This is a genomic window from Paraburkholderia sp. GAS334, from assembly GCF_050436625.1.
Lineage (GTDB): Bacteria > Pseudomonadota > Gammaproteobacteria > Burkholderiales > Burkholderiaceae > Paraburkholderia.
The window spans coordinates 140,397-155,856 of record NZ_JBNDMO010000010.1 but is presented as its reverse complement, the minus strand read 5'-3'; the positions used below and the strand labels follow the sequence as shown (position 1 = coordinate 155,856).

Sequence of the window (15,460 nt, the reverse complement as noted above, 5' to 3'; positions counted from 1 at the left end):
ACAACCATGTTCCCAGACCGTATCTTCTCCGGCATGCGGCCCACCGGGTCGCTGCACCTCGGCCACTATCACGGCGTGCTGAAAAACTGGGTGCGGCTGCAGTCCGAATACCCGTGCTTTTTCTGTGTCGTCGACTGGCACGCGCTGACGACGCATTACGAAACGCCCGAGGTCATCGAAACGAGCGTCTGGGAAGTGCTGATCGACTGGCTCGCTTCGGGCATCGATCCGGCGCAGGCCACGCTCTTCATCCAGAGCAGGGTGCCCGAGCACGCGGAACTGGCGCTGCTGCTCGGCATGAGCACGCCGCTCGGCTGGCTTGAGCGCGTGCCGACCTACAAGGAACAGATGGAGAAGCTGAAGGACAAGGACTTGTCCACATACGGCTTCCTCGGCTATCCGGTTTTGATGGCGGCCGACATTCTGTTGTATCGCGGCTCGCTGGTGCCCGTCGGCGAAGATCAGGTGCCTCACGTCGAAATGACGCGCGAAATTGCGCGCCGTTTCAACTATCTGTACGGCCGCGAGCCGGGCTTCGAGGAGAAGGCCAACGAAGCCGCGAAGAAGCTCGGCGGCAAGCGTTCGAAGCTGTATCACGAACTGCGCGTCGCGTATCAGCAGGAGGGCGACGACGAAGCGCTCGAACAGGCGCGCGCGATGTTGCAGGAATCGCAGAGCCTGTCGATGAGCGACCGCGAGCGCCTCTTCGGTTATCTCGAGGGTTCGCGCAAGATCATTCTGGTCGAGCCGCAGGCCATGCTGACGGAAGCGTCGCGGATGCCGGGCCTCGACGGCCAGAAGATGTCGAAGTCGTACGGCAACACGATCGGTCTGCGCGAAGACGCCGAAACGATCACGAAGAAAGTCCGCACGATGCCGACCGACCCGGCGCGTGTGCGTCGCACTGATCCGGGCGATCCGGACAAGTGCCCGGTATGGCAACTGCACCAGGTCTACACCGACGAGACCACGCACGAATGGGTGCAGAAGGGTTGCCGCTCGGCCGGCATCGGCTGTCTCGAGTGCAAGCAGCCGGTGATCGAAGGCATTTTGCGCGAACAGCAGCCGATGCTCGAGCGCGCGCAGAAGTACATGGACGACCCGTCGCTCCTGCGCGCGATCGTCGCCGATGGTTGCGACAAGGCGCGCCGTTTTGCGACGGAGACGATGCGCGATGTGCGCGAGGCGATGGGCCTGTCGTACAACTGATCGCGACGTTGCGCATGGGCGATCACGCTTCTTCGACACATTCGACGCTCGCTGAGGCGTCACGCTGGGTGCGTCGCTGGACGCATCTCGTGACGGCCGGTGGCGCGGTACTCGATGTTGCCTCGGGCGAGGGGCGGCACGCCCGCTGGTTTGCGGCGCACGGCCATCCGGTCACCGCGCTCGACTGCGACGCGGACGCACTCGCCACGCTGCGCGATGAGCCGCGTGTGACTACGCTCACGGCCGACATCGAAGACGGGCCGTGGCCGCTTCCGGCGGATACGAAATTCGCAGCGGTTGTCGTCACGAACTATCTGTATCGCCCGCTGTTTCCCCGCCTGCTGGACGCGCTTGCGCCAGCGGGCGTCCTGATTTACGAGACTTTCGCGCAGGGCAACGAAACCGTCGGCAAGCCTTCGCGACCGGCGTTTCTGCTCGCGCCTGGTGAACTGCTCGACGCCGTTCGCGGGCGTCTGCGCGTGGTTGCGTATCAGGATGGTTTTCTCGCGCAGCCGCGTCCGGCTTACGTCCAGCGGATCTGCGCGGTTCTGGAGGCGGATCGTCCGGTCGACGGGAAAGAAGCTCTACCCCCGCCGCGTTACGATCTGGCCGGCTAATCCGCTACAATCGCGGTTTACTGATCTAATTCATGGCGTTTCATGACTAACGGCAATCAAGACGGCATTCAGATTCGCGGCAGCATTCCCGCAATCATCACTCCGATGCTCGAAGACGGCAGCCTCGATCTGCCAGCGTTCCGCAAACTGATCGACTGGCACATCGAAGAAGGCACGAACGGTCTCGTCGTCGTCGGAACGAGCGGCGAATCGGCCACGCTATCGGTCGAAGAACACGTGCTGATGGTCAAGACCGCGGTCGAGCACGTCGCCGGACGCATTCCGGTGATCGCGGGCTCGGGCGGCAACTCCACCACCGAAGCCATCGAACTCACCGAGCAGGCGAAGAAAGTCGGTGCCGACGCCTCGCTGCAGGTCGTGCCGTATTACAACAAGCCGACGCAGGAAGGCATCTTCCGCCATTTCTCGAAGATCGCGGAAACCGTCGATCTGCCCGTGATCCTGTACAACGTGCCGGGCCGTACGGTCGCGGACATGTCGAACGAAACGATCCTGCGTCTCGCGCAGGTGCCGGGGATTGTCGGCGTGAAGGAAGCGACTGGCAGCATCGATCGCGCCGCGCACCTGATCAAGGCGGCGCCGGCACATTTCGGCATCTACAGCGGCGACGATCCGACTGCAATCGCGCTGATGCTGCTGGGCGGCCACGGCAATATTTCCGTGACGGCCAATATCGCACCGCGTCTGATGGCCGAACTGTGCCGCGCCGCGCTCGCGGCCGACGCAAAGACCGCGCGTGAAATCCATCTGAAACTGCTTTCGCTGCACAAGAACCTCTTCATCGAATCGAATCCGATTCCAGCGAAGTGGGCGCTGCAGCAACTTGGCCGCGTTCAGGGCGGCATCCGTCTGCCGTTGACGCCGCTCGACGCGCGCTACCACGATGTTGTGCGTGCCGCGCTGCGCGAGTCAGGTCTGCTGGGCTGATCCCAGCCCAGCATGACCGGCATTCCCATTAACCGACGTCGAAATCGCCCACGTTCCCGGCACTGAACCAGGCAACACGTTCCAGCATCACGAAGGACTTCATGAAACGTTCTGCACTTTCCCTCCACGCAACCCGCATGGCGGCGCTGGCGCTTGCCCTCAGTACGCTCGCAGGCTGCGACACGCTGAACGACTGGTTTTCGTCCGACAAGGTGAACTACAAGGTCGCGGGCAGTGCGCCGCCGCTCGCCGTGCCGAGCGACCTGTCGACCGCGAAGGTCGACCAGCGTTACGTGGCGCCGCCGGTCGACGCTGCATTGGGCGGCGCGCCGCAGCGCGCGGTGACGCCGGCGGGCAACAGGACGGAAGGCGTGCCGAGTGCGCAGGATCCGTTCGGCATGCACATCGAGCGTGACGGCGATCGCCGCTGGCTCGTGGTCGATGGCCGCACGCCGGACCAGCTCTGGCCGCAGTTGCAGGAATTCTGGCAGGAAAACGGCTTCTCGCTGACGACCGATGCGCCTGCTACCGGCATCATGTCGACCGACTGGGCCGAAAACCGCGCGAATATTCCGGACGACTGGTTCCGTCGCACGATTGGCAAGGTCGTCGACTTCGCCTACTCGTCGGGCACGCGCGACCGTTTCCGGACGCTGGTGTCGCGTGGCGGTGCTGACACGACCGATATCTCGATCACGCACAGCCAGATGGAAGAAATGCTGACGGGGCAGGACAAAACGTCATCGCGTTGGGAAGAGCGTCCGCGTGACCCGTCGCTCGAAGCGCTGTTCCTCGCGAAGCTGATGGAGAAATTCGGCCTCACCGATGCGCAGGCAAAGCAGCTGCTGACTGATGCGCGTCCGGCGACGGCACCTGTGAAGATCGACACGACCGCTGGCGGTGCGACGCTCGATCTGCCGGAATCGTTCGACCGTGCATGGCTGCGCGTGGGTCTGGCGCTCGATCGCACCAACTTCACTGTCGACAACCGTGACCGCGAGAAGGGCATTTACTACGTGCGCTACGCGGATTCGATGCAGGAACTGAAGAAGGAAGGCCTGTTCGGCAAGCTCTTCTTCAGCGGTAGCACCGCGAAGAAACCGGGGCAGGAATTCCTCGTGAACGTGCGCTCCAAGGGCGATTCGCTGACGCAGGTTGCGGTGCTCGACGCGAACGGCCAGGTGGATACATCGTCGGACGCGCAGCGCATCGTGTCGCTGCTGCATGCACAGCTGAACTAGGCGAACCGTGCGGTTCGCCAGCCTGGGAAGCGGCAGCGAAGGCAACGCGCTGGTCGTCGAAGCCCAATGCGGAACGACGACGACGCGTGTGCTGCTCGACTGCGGCTTTTCAGCAAAAGAAGTCGAACGGCGCCTTGCGCGTCTCGGCTTCGGCATCGACAGCCTCGACGCCATTCTGATTACCCACGAACACGGCGACCATATCGGCAGCGCGCTGGCGCTGGCCCGCAAGTGGTCGATTCCGTTACACATGAGCTGGGGGACGGCGCGCGCAGTCGGCGCTGACGAAGCCGACGTCGATCTGCACGTGTTATGGGGCGACGAGGCGGTTGCGATCGGCGACCTCAGCGTGCTGCCGTACACGGTGCCGCATGATGCGCGTGAGCCACTGCAGTTCGTTTTCTCGGATGGCGCGGGCCGGCTTGGCGTGCTGACGGATGTCGGCACCTCGACGCCACACATTAGCGCCGTTCTGAGTGGCTGCGACGCGCTGGTGCTCGAATGTAACCACGACGTGCGGATGCTGGCGGCGAGCTGCTATCCGCCATCGCTCAAGGCGCGCATTGGCGGCAACCACGGGCATCTGAACAACGATGCTGCAGCTGAGATCCTCGCTTCGCTCGATCGCACGAAATTGCGTTTTCTGGTCGCAGCGCATCTGAGCCAGCAGAACAATTCGCCGGAACTGGCGCAGGCGGCGATGGCTGCAGTGCTTGGCGCCGCGGCGACCGACGTGCAGGTCGCATCGCAGGACGGCGGATTCGACTGGCTGAGTCTGTGAGTTTTGCCTGAAGCACGGCGGGCTCGAAAAAGGCGCGCAGAAACAAAAACGCCCATGACGAAACGTCATGGGCGTTTTTTGCTTCGGTCGGCTGATGGAGCGATTCCCACCGATGCCGCGGGATGCGACGGCTGAGGCGGCACCAAGTTCGCCGCCGCCGATGCTCCCGTCCGGCGATCAGTTGCGGTTGCCGCCAAAGATGCCAAGCAGCGCGAGCAGGTTGGTGAATACGTTGTACAGGTCCAGATAGATCGCGAGCGTCGCCGAAATGTAGTTCGTCTCGCCGCCGTTGACCACGCGCTGCACGTCAAACAGCATGTAGGCCGAGAAAATCACGATCGCAAGCACGGAAACCGTAAGCATCAACGCCGGCAGTTGCAGGAACATGTTCGCGACCATTGCCAGCAGCAGCACGATCACGCCCACGAAGAGCCATTTACCGAGACCCGAAAAATCACGCTTGCTGACCGTAGCGACCGTCGCCATCGCGGCGAAGATCACACCGGTGCCACCGAACGCGAGCATGATCAGCGACGGACCGTTCGAGAATCCGAGGATGAAGCTCAGGAGCCGTGACAGCATCAGGCCCATGAAGAACGTGAAGCCGAGCAGCACGAACACGCCCGCGCTGCTGTTCTTCGTCTTCTCGATCGCGAACATGAAGCCAAAGGCGATCGCGAAGAATGCCAGCAGGCTCATGGCCGGGCTGGTGGCGGCAAACAGCGAAAACCCGGTCGCGACACCCACCCAGGCGCCGAGGACCGTCGGAACCATGGACAACGCGAGCAGCCAGTAGGTGTTCCGTAGTACGCGGTTGCGGGTTTCGACCGTGCTAATCGTTCCGGTGCGGCCGAAATTGTAGGGCGAATTCATGGTTTCTCCTTGCGTCAGACGCATTGTTGCGCAGTGGTTGTGCAGTCCCGGCTGGCTTTGATGGCGCCTGCCGTTGATCCGTACGCCCCCAAGATTACCCCGACAGGGGCAAGTTTCAATACCTGGCCGAATGGCGGATTGTGAGGTTCCGGACGCTTTGTTAGAGTCTTTCAGTGCTGTAAGGGTTCAATCGCAATCATACAACGGAACATGCTACAATAGCGGATTCATTTGAATCTGTAACCTCTTAATTTTCTGGAGTTTTTATGGCGCTCGAACGCACCCTGTCGATTATCAAGCCGGACGCAGTGGCAAAGAACGTGATCGGTCAGATCTACAGCCGTTTCGAAAACGCTGGTCTCAAGATTGCCGCTTCGCGCATGATTCATCTGTCGCGCGCTGACGCTGAGAAGTTCTACGCTGTGCACGCCGCACGTCCGTTCTTCAAGGACCTCGTCGACTTCATGATCTCGGGCCCGGTGGTAGTGCAGGTCCTGGAAGGCGAAAACGCTGTCCTGAAGCATCGCGACCTGATGGGCGCAACGGATCCGAAGAAGGCTGAGAAGGGCACGATCCGCGCCGATTTCGCAGACAGCATCGACGCGAACGCAGTTCACGGTTCGGACGCAGCCGAAACGGCCGCCGTCGAAATCGCATTCTTCTTCCCGGCAGTCAACGTCTACTCGCGTTAATCCACGTAAACGACTGGCCAGGTAGTAAGGTAGAAGCAGCAGGAACGGGCGCGAACGGTACGGCGTTCATGTGGCTTGTTGCATGAACGTAGTTTCGCACTGATATGGCAGGATTCGATATGACGAGCAGTCCAACCGTCAACCTTCTCGATCTCGACGCACAGGGGCTCGTCGCGTATTGCGACAGCCTCGGCGAAAAGCCGTTTCGCGCCAAACAGTTGCAGCGCTGGATTCACCAGTACAACGCTGCCGACTTCGATGGTATGACTGATCTCGCCAAGTCCCTGCGCGAAAAGCTCAAGGGGCGTGCCGCGATTTCGATGCCTGACATCACCAGCGACCACATTTCCACCGACGGCACACGCAAGTGGCTGATCGACGTCGGTAACGGCAACGCGGTTGAAACCGTGTTTATTCCGGAAGAGACTCGCGGTACGCTGTGCGTGTCGTCGCAGGCGGGATGCGCGGTCAACTGCCGTTTCTGTTCCACCGGCAAACAGGGTTTTTCCCGCAATCTCACCACCGGCGAAATCATCGGCCAGCTACGCATGGCTGAATTTGCGCTGCGTACGTCGCTCGGCACAGCCGGGGGGCGCGCTGTGGGCGGCGAAGGCAAGGGCGAGCGCGTCGTCACGAACGTCGTGATGATGGGCATGGGCGAGCCGTTGCTCAACTATGATGCCGTCGTGCCGGCCATGCGTCTGATGCTGGACGACAATGCGTACGGCCTTTCGCGCCGTCGCGTGACGCTGTCAACCTCCGGCGTCGTGCCGATGATGGACCGTCTTGGCGCAGATCTGCCCGTGGCACTTGCTGTCTCGTTGCACGCGCCGAATGACGCGTTGCGCGACGAGCTGGTGCCGTTGAACAAGAAGTATCCGCTGCGCGAACTGATGGCCGCATGTCAGCGCTATCTGAAGGTCGCGCCACGCGATTTCATTACTTTTGAATATTGCATGCTGGATGGTGTGAACGACACCGAACAGCACGCAAGGGAGCTGCTTGCTGTCACGCGCGACGTGCCGTGCAAGTTCAACCTGATTCCGTTCAATCCGTTTCCGGAATCGGGCCTTCTGCGCTCGAAGCAGGAGCAGATCAAACGGTTTGCGCAGGTGCTGATGGACGCAGGGGTCGTCACCACAGTGCGCAAAACTCGTGGCGACGATATCGATGCTGCCTGCGGTCAGCTGGCTGGTGCGGTCAAGGACCGCACCCGTCTTGCCGAACGCACCGGGAAGGCGGCGAAAGTGATCGAGGTTCGCGCGATATGAGCATTGCAAGGTCTTCGTGACCTCCAGACGTCGGGTGAACTGAAAAGAAAGTTTGCAAAATCGATCGGAAGCGGCGCAGAACGCCGCGCATTTTGTTATAAACGGTCTGCGAATCTGAACCGGTGCCTAAAAGGCGGGGACGGATCGCAAGAGTGAAAAAGAATCGACGCGAAAGGATTTGGGATGAGTGAGCCGCAGCACCCGCAGCCGCATGAAACAGAGACGAACGCAGGCCGTTTAGCACCGGCCGTCGCACCGGCTGCGGCGCAGCCCGGGCTGGAATCGCTTGCGGCAGTCGGGGCGCGATTGACCCAGCTTCGCGAGTCGAAGGGCTGGTCGGTCGAAGACGTGTCTTCGCGCCTCAAGGTTTCGCCGGCCAAGTTGCGCGCCCTCGAGAGCGGCGACGTCAGCCAGTTGCCCGACACGACATTCGCGCTCGGCGTGGTGCGCAGCTACGCAAAGATGCTCGGCACCGATCCCGCGCCGTTCAGTCAGGCATTGCGACGTGTCAAAGGCGTACCCGAGCCGGACCTGTCGATGCCGGCTTCGTCTGGGCGCGACCTGCCACGGGGTCGTGTATCGCTTTCGCTGGGCAACAGCGCGCCGAAGTCACGTTCGTGGTTATGGGGCGTTGCCGCTGTGGTCGTGGCGGTAATCGCGCTTGCAATGTGGCACACGAATGGCGGCGAATCGTCGGCGTGGCTGGCACGTCTGAAGGCCGGCGCGAATAGCGCGGCAGGCGGCGCAACGGGTGCATCGGGCGCCGTTGCTCAGGATCAGGCTGCCGCGTCGGCCACGGTGGCAGACCAGGAGGCGGCTCCGGCGTCTGACGCTCAGGTCGCAACCGACGGGAGCGCGTCGCAGGCGACTCCGATGCCAGCTCCGCTGGCAACCGGCGCTGCACCGGCGTCATCGGTCGTACCGGCGCCGGCACTGGCGCCGAAGGCCGCCGTCGTGGCGCAGGCAGCCAGTGCGCCGCAGGCGTCCGCAGCGGAAGCTCCGCCGCCGGTTGGAGGTCAGGCGACAGTCGGAATCAAGGTGACACAGGACAGCTGGTTCAGCGTGCGGCAGAAGGACGGCAAGGAAGTCTTCTCGGGCCTCGTCCGCGCGGGTGAATCGAAGGAAATTGCCGGCGAAGCGCCGTTTAAGGTCACGGTCGGCAACAAGGCAGGTCTGGATTCGATTTCGCTGGACGGCCAGGCGGTCGATCCGGGCAAATATGCATCAGCGAAGGGCAATGTGGCTCGCTTCGCATTGCCTTGACAGGGTACGCGTCGCGGCAGGTTAGCCGCGGCGCTTTTTCAATTCTGGCGTCGTGTCTTGTGCGCGATGCCTGCGGTGTAAATGGGTCTTTCGATGCACTCCGAAGCTCAATCCCTTTCCAGCAGTCAGATCATTTCGTCCGAGCCGGTTTTCGGCGGACACGCGCCGCGCCGTTCGTCGCATGCCGTTGACGTGCGCTGGGGCGGCCAGATCGTCACGATCGGTGGCGACTCGCCCGTGCGCGTGCAGTCGATGACCAATACCGATACCGCTGACGCGATCGGTACGGCTATCCAGATCAAGGAACTTGCGCAGGCCGGTTCGGAACTCGTGCGCATCACGGTCAACACGCCCGAAGCGGCCGCCGCCGTGCCGGCCGTCCGCGAGCAACTCGACCGGATGGGCGTCACCGTGCCGCTCGTCGGCGATTTTCATTACAACGGGCACCTGCTGCTGCGTGACTACCCGGCATGCGCCGAGTCGTTGTCGAAGTACCGGATCAACCCGGGCAACGTCGGTCATGGCGCGAAGCGCGACACACAGTTCGCGCAGATGATCGAAGCCGCGATCCAGTATGACAAGCCGGTGCGAATCGGCGTCAACTGGGGCAGTCTCGACCAGGATCTGCTCGCGAAAATGATGGACGAAAACGCTGCGCGTTCCACACCTTGGGAAGCGCAAAGCGTGATGTACGAAGCGCTGATCCAGTCGGCGATTGGTTCGGCCGAACGCGCGGTTGAGCTCGGTTTGAGCCGTAACAAGATCATTCTGTCGTGCAAGGTCAGTGGCGTGCAGGATCTGATCGCGGTGTATCGTGAACTCGCGCGTCGTTGCGAATTTGCGCTGCACCTCGGTTTGACCGAAGCGGGCATGGGCTCGAAGGGCATCGTTGCTTCGACGGCCGCTTTGTCGGTGCTGCTGCAGCAGGGCATTGGCGACACGATCCGTATTTCGCTGACGCCAGAACCAGGCGCATCGCGTACGGGCGAAGTGATCGTCGGTCAGGAAATCCTGCAGACAATGGGCCTGCGCTCGTTCACGCCAATGGTCATCGCGTGCCCGGGATGCGGTCGCACGACCAGCACGCTGTTCCAGGAACTCGCGTCGCAGATCCAGACCTATCTGCGCACGCAGATGCCGGTGTGGCGCGATCAATATCCTGGCGTCGAAAAGATGCACGTCGCGGTGATGGGCTGCATCGTGAATGGCCCGGGTGAGTCGAAGCAGGCAAACATCGGCATCAGCCTGCCGGGTTCCGGTGAGAACCCTGCGGCACCGGTGTTCATCGACGGCGAGAAGGTCAAGACGCTGCGCGGCGAGCGCATCGCGGAAGAATTCCAGCAAATCGTGAGCGACTACGTCGAGCGCACTTACGGCCGTGCCGAAGTTGCCAACTAAACCGCTCAATCAAGATCGTCAAATCGAACACAGATGACTGAACAGAAGAAGAAGCTCGAGAAGCTGTCCGGTGTGAAGGGCATGAACGACATCCTTCCGCAGGAAGCCGGGCTGTGGGAATTTTTTGAATCGACTGTGAAGTCGATGCTGCGTTCGTACGGATACCAGAATATCCGCACGCCGATCGTCGAGCATACACAGCTGTTCACGCGCGGTATCGGTGAAGTCACCGATATCGTCGAGAAAGAAATGTACAGCTTCACCGACGCGTTGAACGGCGAGAACCTGACGATGCGTCCGGAAAACACGGCCGCAGTTGTGCGTGCTTCGATCGAGCACAACATGTTGTACGACGGCCCGAAGCGGTTGTGGTACATCGGTCCGATGTTCCGTCACGAGCGTCCGCAGCGCGGCCGCTATCGCCAGTTCCATCAGGTCGGCGTCGAGGCGCTGGGTTTCGCTGGTCCGGATACGGACGCGGAAATCATCATGATGTGCCAGCGTCTGTGGGACGATCTCGGACTCATGGGCATCAAGCTCGAAATCAACTCACTGGGTCTCGCTGAAGAGCGCGCCGCGCATCGCGTCGAACTGATCGCGTATCTCGAGAAGCACATGGACGTGCTCGACGAAGACGCTAAGCGTCGTCTCTACACGAACCCGCTGCGCGTGCTCGACACGAAGAATCCGGCGCTGCAGGAAGTCGCGCAGAACGCGCCGAAGCTGATCGACTTTCTGGGCGAAGAATCGCTCGCGCATTTCGAAGGGCTGCAGCGCATCCTGAAAGCGAACAACATCCCGTTCAAGATCAATCCGCGTCTGGTGCGGGGTCTCGATTATTACAATCTGACCGTGTTCGAATGGGTCACCGACAAGCTCGGCGCGCAGGGCACGGTCGCGGCCGGCGGCCGTTACGATCCGCTGATCGAACAGCTTGGCGGCAAGCCCACGGCAGCGTGCGGCTGGGCAATGGGGATCGAGCGCATTCTTGAGCTGCTGAAGGAAGATAAGCTCGTCCCTGAAGACGAAGGTTGCGACGTCTACCTCGTGCATCAGGGTGACGCGGCGCGCGAGCAGGCGTTCATCATCGGCGAGCGTCTGCGCGATACGGGCCTCGACGTCATTCTGCATTGCAGCCCGGACGGCCAGTCCGCGAGCTTCAAGTCGCAGATGAAACGTGCGGATGCAAGCGGTGCGGCATTCGCGGTGATCCTCGGTGAAGATGAGATCGCGAACGGCACGGTCGGCGTAAAACCGCTGCGCCATGTCGGCGCGGAAGGCGGGAAGAGCGAACAGCAGAACGTGCCGGCCGAAGACTTGACCGAATTTCTAATCAATGCGATGGTTGCATCCGCCGATGACGGCGACGACTGATCGCGCAGTGCGCTGCACGCATTTCGAAGTAAGACAAGGTATCAAGGAAGAAGGAATCGCCTCGCGATGAGTTACCACGACGAACAAGAATCGATTGAAAGCGTAAAGGCATGGTGGTCGCAGTGGGGCAATGCAACCACATGGATCGTGCTGGTAGTACTCGTTGCCGCTGCGGCGTGGAACGGATGGAATTTCTGGCAGCGTCGCCAGGCGGCTGAAGCCGCTGTGCTGTACGACCAGGTCCAGCAGTCGCTCGCTTCCGGCGACAAGGCGAAGATCACCCGTGTCGCTGCCGACATGGAAGACAAGTTCGGCGGCACAGCCTATGCGCAGATGACGGCGCTTGGCGCGGCGAAGGCGCTCTACACGGCCGGCGACGAACCGGCTGCGAAGGCCCAGTTGCAATGGGCTGCTGATCACGCGAAGGACGACGAGTTCAAGCAGATCGCAAAATTGCGCCTCGCTTCGTTGCTGCTCGACGAGAAGGCCTATGATGCAGGGCTTGCGTTGCTGGCCGAACCGCAGTCAGACGCCTTCAAGGGTGTCGTGGCGGATGGCCGCGGCGATCTGCTCGCGGCGCAGGGTAAGCGCGACGATGCGCGCGCTGCTTACAAGCTTGCACTCGACACGCTGTCGAAGAACGACACGTCGACGCGTCAGCTGATCCAGTTCAAGCTGGACGCGCTCGGCGGTTGATCTGCGCATTGCGCGTTCAACCGGTTCCATTTGATAAATCCTCGATAAATACTTCGTCTACCGATGAATTTGCTGAAACGTTACGCTGTGCCCGTTGCCTGTGCGATGACCGTCCTCACGATGGCGGCTTGCTCATCCACGAAAGACGAGCGCCGCGTGCCGACGCCGCTCACCGAGTTCAAGCCTGTGCTCGACGTGCAGCAAACGTGGAAGACGAGCGTCGGCAAGGCCGGTCGCTATCTGTTCTCGCCGGTCGCCGTCGGTAACGCTGTGTATGCCGCGGGCGCAAACGGTTCGGTCGCGAAGATCGATGCGCAAACTGGCAAGGACCTCTGGCGTACGAAGCTCGACGATGATCTGTCAGCCGGCGTGGGTAGCGACGGCAATCTGACGGCCGTCGGCGCGCTGAAGGGCGGCGTCTTCGTACTCGGGCCGGACGGCAAGCTGTTGTGGAAAGGCACGGCGCCGGGCGAAATCATTTCGCCGCCGCTCGTCGGCAATGGCCTCGTCGTGGTGCGGACCGTAGACGGCCAGATCACCGCGTTCAACGCGCAGACGGGCGAGCAGAAGTGGAACTACCGCAACCGCGCTGTGCCGCTCAACCTGCGTGTGTCGTCGGGCATGACGTTCGCAGGCGACCAGGCGGTGCTGGCTGGCTTCCCGGGCGGTGCGTTCGCTGCGATCAACGTGCAGACGGGCGATGCGTTCTGGCAAACGCCGGTGTCGTATCCGAAGGGCGTGACGGAAGTCGAGCGGATCAACGACGTGACCGGTCCGCCGGCGCTTGTTGGTGCCCAGACGTGCGCTGTGACGTTCCAGGGGCAGATTGGCTGTTTCGACGCAAATTCGGGCCGCGCGGTATGGGAGAAGAAGTTCTCGAGCACGAGCGGTCTCGCGGAAGATGAAAGCGTCGTCGTCGCGGGCGACGACTGGGCGGTCATGCAGGCGTTTGACTCCACGACCGGTCGTCCGCTGTGGAGCAACGACAAGCTGAAAAGTCGCGACGTCGGTGTGCCGTTCCTGCTCGGACACGCTGCCGTGGTCGGCGATTTCGAAGGCTACGTGCACTTCCTGTCGCGTGACGACGGCACATTCGTCGCACGCATGAAGACCGACGGCAGCGCGATTACCGCCGCTCCGGTGCTTGCCGGTGACACGCTTGTCGTGCAAACGCATGACGGCGACCTGTACGGTTTCCGTCCGCGCTGATCGCTCGCGAGCGGCTTCGTTCGATCGGATCGTCGTGCTGGCCGGCTTCGCCGGCCGCACGTATTTCTGGCGTGGCGCCATTGGTGCCAGGACAGTGTAGTGAATAGAGAGATACAGGCTGCCGGCCTGGCTGGTCCGGCGGTCGAACAAAAAGGTAGTACGAGGGTGGCGCGGTGGGTGCGCGCCCGTCGCGAGATGCGACGTCCCGTTTCAAGCGCCGTCCGCAAAGCTGGATCTGCAGACGCTTAAGGCCACACGCACGCCGTACACACGTGGTGCAGGCCGCGCCAGCCAGCCAATTCTTCGTCCGCCGGGACATGCATCTATGGTTCGCATCCGGGCGTGACCGATTTCGTGATAATTTTTGTCAAACGCAGCCGACAGGCAGCCATCTGGCGTCGCCGCACGGCCCGTCGAGTGTCTCGACCTTGCGTTTCACTGTGAACAACATCTGATGAAACCCGTTATTGCCCTCGTTGGGCGCCCCAATGTGGGGAAATCCACGCTGTTCAACCGTCTCACGCGTTCGCGTGATGCGCTCGTCGCCGATCTGCCAGGGCTCACGCGTGACCGTCACTATGGCGAAGGGCGTACCGGCGAGCGGCCGTATCTGGTCGTCGATACCGGCGGCTTCGAGCCGGTCGCGAAGGACGGCATCCTGCACGAGATGGCGCGCCAGACGCGCCAGGCGGTGGAAGAGTCGGACGTCGTCGTGTTCATCGTCGACGGTCGTAACGGCCTCGCGCCGCAGGACAAGTCGATTGCCGACTACCTGCGCAAGACCGGCCGGCCGATTTTCCTCGTCGTCAATAAAGCCGAAGGGATGAAGTACAGCGCGGTCGCGGCGGATTTCTACGAGCTGGGTCTCGGCGATCCGCGTGCGATTTCGGCCGCGCATGGCGACGGCGTCACGGAAATGATCAACGAGGCGCTGGGCGTCGCGTACGCAGGTCATCCGGAAGAAGAGGACGGCGACAAGGAAGCGCGTGGCGTCAAGATCGCCATTGTCGGGCGTCCAAACGTTGGCAAGTCGACGCTCATCAACACGCTCGTCGGCGAAGAGCGCGTGATCGCGTTCGACATGCCCGGCACCACGCGCGATTCGATCTACGTCGACTTCGAGCGGCAGGGCAAAAACTACACGCTGATCGACACGGCCGGCCTGCGCCGTCGCGGCAAGGTGTTCGAGGCGATCGAGAAGTTTTCGGTGGTGAAGACGCTGCAGTCGATCTCGGACGCCAACGTGGTGATCCTGCTGCTCGACGCGCGCCAGGACATTTCGGAGCAGGACGCGCACATTGCCGGCTTCGTCGTCGAGCAGGGTCGTGCGCTGGTGGTCGGCGTGAACAAGTGGGATGGACTCGATTCGCATGTGCGTGAGCGCACGAAAGCGGATCTGGAGCGCAAGCTAAAATTCCTCGACTTCGCGAAATTTCATTTCATTTCGGCTGCGGAAAAGACCGGCATTGGTCAACTGATGCGCTCAGTCGACGACGCCTACGCCGCCGCCATGGCGAAGCTGCCGACGCCGAAGCTGACCCGCGCGCTGATCGACGCGGTCGAGTTCCAGCAGCCGCGACGTCGTGGACCGGTGCGTCCGAAGTTGCGCTACGCGCACCAGGGTGGACAGAACCCGCCGATCATCGTGATTCACGGCAACGCGCTCGACGCGATCACCGAAACGTATAAACGCTACCTCGAAAACCGCTTCAGGGAAACTTTCGCGCTGACCGGGACTCCATTGCGCATAGAGTTCCGTTCGTCGACGAACCCTTACGCGGATAAAGGCTGAAACCCGCGTGTGTGCTGGGTTTGGCCGGATGGCCAGGCTGCTCGCGCAAAAACAAAAATCGGCTATAGTGTAGCGGTTGACGGCGGATTTCTTTTT

At 61.9% G+C, this 15,460-nt stretch carries 14 protein-coding genes; 13 read left to right on the top strand and 1 reads right to left on the bottom strand.

Annotated features, from left to right (window positions below; genetic code table 11):
- The first annotated feature begins 6 nt into the window (after nucleotides 1–6).
- The 5 genes from P3T21_RS19935 (at nucleotide 7) to P3T21_RS19915 (ending at nucleotide 4,796) form a co-directional block, all read left to right on the top strand.
- Nucleotides 7–1,209, top strand: coding sequence for a tryptophan--tRNA ligase (locus P3T21_RS19935; RefSeq protein WP_429257666.1), 1,203 nt, complete (start codon nucleotides 7–9; stop codon nucleotides 1,207–1,209).
- 14 nt (nucleotides 1,210–1,223) lie between these two features.
- Nucleotides 1,224–1,826 carry a class I SAM-dependent methyltransferase gene (locus tag P3T21_RS19930; RefSeq protein ID WP_429257665.1) on the top strand — a complete coding sequence of 201 codons (603 nt, stop codon included), beginning with the start codon at nucleotides 1,224–1,226 and terminating at the stop codon, nucleotides 1,824–1,826.
- A gap of 42 nt (nucleotides 1,827–1,868) precedes the next feature.
- Nucleotides 1,869–2,774 carry a 4-hydroxy-tetrahydrodipicolinate synthase gene (gene dapA / locus P3T21_RS19925; protein WP_429257664.1) on the top strand — a complete coding sequence of 302 codons (906 nt, stop codon included), beginning with the start codon at nucleotides 1,869–1,871 and terminating at the stop codon, nucleotides 2,772–2,774.
- 101 nt (nucleotides 2,775–2,875) lie between these two features.
- Nucleotides 2,876–4,015 (top strand): outer membrane protein assembly factor BamC, encoded by a 1,140-nt coding sequence (gene bamC / locus P3T21_RS19920; RefSeq protein ID WP_429257663.1) that lies wholly within the window; start codon nucleotides 2,876–2,878, stop codon nucleotides 4,013–4,015.
- A 7-nt stretch (nucleotides 4,016–4,022) separates the two neighbouring features.
- Entirely contained in the window at nucleotides 4,023–4,796 is a 774-nt protein-coding gene (locus P3T21_RS19915; RefSeq protein ID WP_429257662.1) for an MBL fold metallo-hydrolase, read from the top strand.
- 177 nt (nucleotides 4,797–4,973) lie between these two features.
- On the opposite strand, the gene P3T21_RS19910 is transcribed toward P3T21_RS19915, so the two are convergent.
- Nucleotides 4,974–5,669, bottom strand: a complete 696-nt coding sequence (locus P3T21_RS19910; RefSeq protein ID WP_429257661.1) for a Bax inhibitor-1/YccA family protein — start codon at nucleotides 5,667–5,669, stop codon at nucleotides 4,974–4,976.
- Nucleotides 5,670–5,935: 266 nt separating this feature from the next.
- Here P3T21_RS19910 and ndk point away from each other — a divergent pair, with 266 nt between their 5' ends.
- The 8 genes from ndk to der all read left to right on the top strand — a co-directional run bounded on the left by ndk (nucleotide 5,936) and on the right by der (nucleotide 15,364).
- Nucleotides 5,936–6,361 (top strand): nucleoside-diphosphate kinase, encoded by a 426-nt coding sequence (gene ndk / locus P3T21_RS19905; RefSeq protein WP_429257660.1) that lies wholly within the window; start codon nucleotides 5,936–5,938, stop codon nucleotides 6,359–6,361.
- Between the two features lie 119 nt (nucleotides 6,362–6,480).
- Nucleotides 6,481–7,632 carry a 23S rRNA (adenine(2503)-C(2))-methyltransferase RlmN gene (gene rlmN / locus P3T21_RS19900; protein ID WP_429257659.1) on the top strand — a complete coding sequence of 384 codons (1,152 nt, stop codon included), beginning with the start codon at nucleotides 6,481–6,483 and terminating at the stop codon, nucleotides 7,630–7,632.
- 183 nt (nucleotides 7,633–7,815) lie between these two features.
- Entirely contained in the window at nucleotides 7,816–8,895 is a 1,080-nt protein-coding gene (locus P3T21_RS19895) for a helix-turn-helix domain-containing protein (RefSeq protein ID WP_429257658.1), read from the top strand.
- Nucleotides 8,896–8,976: 81 nt separating this feature from the next.
- Nucleotides 8,977–10,293 carry a flavodoxin-dependent (E)-4-hydroxy-3-methylbut-2-enyl-diphosphate synthase gene (ispG, locus tag P3T21_RS19890; protein WP_429257657.1) on the top strand — a complete coding sequence of 439 codons (1,317 nt, stop codon included), beginning with the start codon at nucleotides 8,977–8,979 and terminating at the stop codon, nucleotides 10,291–10,293.
- Between the two features lie 33 nt (nucleotides 10,294–10,326).
- Complete coding sequence (gene hisS, locus P3T21_RS19885) at nucleotides 10,327–11,667, top strand: histidine--tRNA ligase (RefSeq protein ID WP_429257656.1); 1,341 nt, start codon at nucleotides 10,327–10,329, stop codon at nucleotides 11,665–11,667.
- A 66-nt stretch (nucleotides 11,668–11,733) separates the two neighbouring features.
- On the top strand, nucleotides 11,734–12,363 hold the full coding sequence (locus P3T21_RS19880) for a tetratricopeptide repeat protein (protein ID WP_429257655.1): 630 nt from the start codon (nucleotides 11,734–11,736) through the stop codon (nucleotides 12,361–12,363).
- A 63-nt stretch (nucleotides 12,364–12,426) separates the two neighbouring features.
- Nucleotides 12,427–13,572: an outer membrane protein assembly factor BamB gene (bamB, locus tag P3T21_RS19875; RefSeq protein ID WP_429257654.1), complete on the top strand. Its 1,146-nt coding sequence runs from the start codon at nucleotides 12,427–12,429 to the stop codon at nucleotides 13,570–13,572.
- Between the two features lie 454 nt (nucleotides 13,573–14,026).
- Nucleotides 14,027–15,364 carry a ribosome biogenesis GTPase Der gene (der, locus tag P3T21_RS19870; RefSeq protein ID WP_429257653.1) on the top strand — a complete coding sequence of 446 codons (1,338 nt, stop codon included), beginning with the start codon at nucleotides 14,027–14,029 and terminating at the stop codon, nucleotides 15,362–15,364.
- Nucleotides 15,365–15,460: the final 96 nt, after the last annotated feature.

Bases quoted from the DNA above. Each gene is read 5' to 3' on its own strand.
- bamB (WP_429257654.1), top strand. From the start codon at position 12,427: ATGAATTTGCTGAAACGTTACGCTGTGCCCGTTGCCTGTGCGATGACC.
- P3T21_RS19910 (WP_429257661.1), bottom strand. From the start codon at position 5,669: ATGAATTCGCCCTACAATTTCGGCCGCACCGGAACGATTAGCACGGTC.
- P3T21_RS19935 (WP_429257666.1), top strand. From the start codon at position 7: ATGTTCCCAGACCGTATCTTCTCCGGCATGCGGCCCACCGGGTCGCTG.
- der (WP_429257653.1), top strand. From the start codon at position 14,027: ATGAAACCCGTTATTGCCCTCGTTGGGCGCCCCAATGTGGGGAAATCC.
- rlmN (WP_429257659.1), top strand. From the start codon at position 6,481: ATGACGAGCAGTCCAACCGTCAACCTTCTCGATCTCGACGCACAGGGG.
- P3T21_RS19895 (WP_429257658.1), top strand. From the start codon at position 7,816: ATGAGTGAGCCGCAGCACCCGCAGCCGCATGAAACAGAGACGAACGCA.
- ndk (WP_429257660.1), top strand. From the start codon at position 5,936: ATGGCGCTCGAACGCACCCTGTCGATTATCAAGCCGGACGCAGTGGCA.
- P3T21_RS19930 (WP_429257665.1), top strand. From the start codon at position 1,224: ATGGGCGATCACGCTTCTTCGACACATTCGACGCTCGCTGAGGCGTCA.
- dapA (WP_429257664.1), top strand. From the start codon at position 1,869: ATGACTAACGGCAATCAAGACGGCATTCAGATTCGCGGCAGCATTCCC.
- P3T21_RS19880 (WP_429257655.1), top strand. From the start codon at position 11,734: ATGAGTTACCACGACGAACAAGAATCGATTGAAAGCGTAAAGGCATGG.
- ispG (WP_429257657.1), top strand. From the start codon at position 8,977: ATGGGTCTTTCGATGCACTCCGAAGCTCAATCCCTTTCCAGCAGTCAG.
- hisS (WP_429257656.1), top strand. From the start codon at position 10,327: ATGACTGAACAGAAGAAGAAGCTCGAGAAGCTGTCCGGTGTGAAGGGC.
- bamC (WP_429257663.1), top strand. From the start codon at position 2,876: ATGAAACGTTCTGCACTTTCCCTCCACGCAACCCGCATGGCGGCGCTG.